Raw genomic sequence first — 2,958 nt, 5'->3', positions numbered from 1 at the left:
TGGGGTGTGGGGTGTAGGGTTTTACCGATTTTCAGGTGGTCAACTACCTAATTTTCAGGGAAAAAGTACCTCAATTTTCCCCCTGATCACTCCCATGCCTGGTACTTTTTGATTGACAAAAAGTCTAAAAGTCTTACCCAACAAGGTTTTTAGATTTATTCAGCAGACCCTAAATAGCCATTTTTCAGGAGAAAAGCGCTCAGGGCAGTGGGAAAGTCTGGATATTTGCCGATCACTGTACTTTCGCCATGGATATCGAGACCCCAATCGGAGTTTTTATCGTAATTAGCGAGGAGAAATTGCCAAGCTTCTTCGTATTCTCCTAGGAGAATTTTTTGGGCCACATAACCGGCCAAAATGCCATTAACTTCGGCCTTTTCTTTTTTAGCTAACTGCAATGCTTTCAACATTTCAGCTAAAGTTTTTCTTAATTTTTGAGGATATTTTCTGGTGACATCTGCTAATTTACCCTGTTGAAAAGTATAAATTCTGGAGGGAGGAAAAGAGGCGGCGTAGGAACTAAAAGCATACAAAAAAGCATTATCAACGGTGACAAATTCGTAATTATTATCTCCATCTAAATCTTCAAAGGAACCACCACTACCATCTAAAAACCCCGTTTCTTCTCTAATAAATTTATCTTTTTGCCAAGTATAAATTACCAAGGATGTGCAGCAGTGAGCGCCGCCGCTATAGGTGGAGACAATAATCTCATCAATGCCATTATTATCTAAATCTCTTAATTCAACATAGCCAGATCCAAAGGCACTATAACCACTATTTTGCTGATAAATTTGCTCGTTATAAAAGATTTGATAAGAAACATTATTAATATCAGAATTATCATCAATTCTCTCATTCAGATTCCTGGGTTGATAGCTAACTTGTACCTTAATTTTCCCCGATCTAACCACTTGATTTGTGAGGGGTTGACTGGCATCAAAATCGAGTTTAGTCACGGCTAAACTCGCGGCTGCATTGCCCAAGAATTGAGATAATAAGCAGCAAATAAAGCAAGTTTTGCTAATATTCATCGGCTGATTCACAGAGAGAGATTAATATCAGTGTAAGTAGCTGGTTATAATTAAATTAAAAATGGATTTTAGGTTCGATCCCCCCTGCCCCCCTTAATAAGGGGGGTGCCGATAGGCGGGGGGATCTGAAAGTTTTTAATACCCACCTACTTATCTTACTTATTCCTCCCGACAATCAGCCGTGAACTTTCCGAGTGTTGCCCCTTGCAAGAGTGCAGGAGTGCCTGATCTCAACCGGCAATTTAAATGCGCGGGCAGCCCATCTATTCCAAGGTTTTAACGCTCAAAACTTGGGGGGGTGTGGCATCGGGGGGATAGAGAAAATCGAGATTAATGTCGCGTCTGGCTCCGGGGGGAAGTTCCACCTGTACTAAAGCTTCTCCCTGTTGTCCTTCCCGTTGAACGAGATGGAAAAAACGTTCCTCGGTGCGTCCCAGGGCGTTACGATAGGTAACGCGCACGGCCCCCCGGAAAAATACCGGTCCCTGGACGGGTTCAACAAATAACAAGCGATCGAGATAATTGTCTTCTTTAATGGGGGTTTGAATACTCAAAGCCACCACCTGGGTTTTGCTAGTGTTGTTATATAGAGGTAAAGTCAGATAGTAGTGAACACCGTAGTTACCGTGAGCTTTGAAAGCCGTATCGGGATAACGCACTAACATGGGGGCGCTTTGAATTTGTCTGGTTCCGAAAGTAGCTGCCGTCACCGTACTTAAAGGATAGGCAAAAGCTTGACCGGGTTGAGGAATGGTGAGATTAATTCCCCCTTTGGGATCGACAATGCGGGTCGCCCATTCCGAACCGACAGAAATTCCGGCGACGCGACCATAAAAATTTCTTCTTCCGGGGGACCATTGATCGGGGGGAGTGGGGGGAAAATCGCGAGGAGCGGCTAAATCACCTTTAACTAATAGGGTACGCCATTCTTCTAGGGTAGGGGGACGAAAGGTTTCTATTTCCCGATCTTCGATTTTGACTTTTTGGGGAACTTCGTAGAGGGCTAAATTGGCCATATAGACGGGTCCATCGCTGTAGAGACGTAGGAGGGTCGATCGGGCGCTACTTCTGGGGATAACCAGATCGAAGAGCATCCGACTTTGGCCTGGGGGAATGACGATCTGGGTGGGAAATTGGGTATCATGGCGACGACGCATGATATCGCTGGCTAAACGGGAACCAGGACCAGAAAAAACCCGGCCGTTGGGATCTTCTACCAGAGAGGGTAAATCGACAAAAGGGGCATCAGCGGAGGTGACGTAACTGACTCCTTGCAGGATGCGGATAACGAGGTTTCTGGAGGTGGGATTAGTAACGATCAGGCCCTGGTGTAGGTCGCGATTGGGATCGGTTTGACGGGCGATGTGGTGGGTGAAAACGTCAAAACGTCCTTGTAGGGGATGATTGAGATGGGCTACGGGATAACGTTTTCCTTTGCCGGGGAAAGTGGAGAGGAGAATTCCCTCTTTTTCTACGATTTCGGGACTATTGCTATTAAAAACTAGAACATCATTCAATTGACCGGGCAACTGACGCACTTCCTGATATTGGGTGATTAATTTCCTCTCTATCTGGGGCAGAACCGAGGCGGACTGAGCTAAAAGAATAGTGGGTAAGAAAGAAAGCATAGAGATTCTATATTTATAGGATCTAATTAAGGGTGAGTCGATGGAGAGTTGACATCCTCACCGCCGTAAACGGACGGTGATTCCCAAACCTCACGATTTAGGTTTCTGCTTCTTTCCCTTGCGGGGTTCCGCACCTGCCTTAACAGATTTACTCTGTTCTGGTCTTATGGTCGCTCCACAGACTGACACCGCAAGCCCTGCGGCCAAAATATTTTTACTGGCGTTAATATCTCGGTCATGGTGTGTCCCACAGTTCGGACAGTCCCACTCTCGAACATTTAACGGCAGCTCTTTCA

The 2,958-nt window shown here is 45.5% G+C and carries 3 protein-coding genes; all 3 read right to left on the bottom strand.

Going from position 1 to position 2,958, the window contains the following annotated elements; genetic code table 11:
- Positions 1-155: 155 nt before the first annotated feature.
- A complete protein-coding gene (locus PX484_RS03595) occupies positions 156-1,034 on the bottom strand; it encodes a hypothetical protein (protein WP_287671379.1) in 879 nt (292 codons plus the stop codon).
- 263 nt (positions 1,035-1,297) lie between these two features.
- Complete coding sequence (locus tag PX484_RS03590) at positions 1,298-2,662, bottom strand: DUF3370 domain-containing protein (protein WP_288102885.1); 1,365 nt, start codon at positions 2,660-2,662, stop codon at positions 1,298-1,300.
- 90 nt (positions 2,663-2,752) lie between these two features.
- Positions 2,753-2,958 (bottom strand): zinc ribbon domain-containing protein (locus PX484_RS03585; RefSeq protein WP_288102883.1); only part of this gene is annotated, 206 nt, incomplete at its 5' end.

Origin of the sequence: Microcystis sp. M49636_WE2, from assembly GCF_030065375.1 — a bacterium.
GTDB lineage: Bacteria > Cyanobacteriota > Cyanobacteriia > Cyanobacteriales > Microcystaceae > Microcystis > Microcystis aeruginosa_C.
This window is presented reverse-complemented; position numbering and strand designations above follow the sequence as displayed.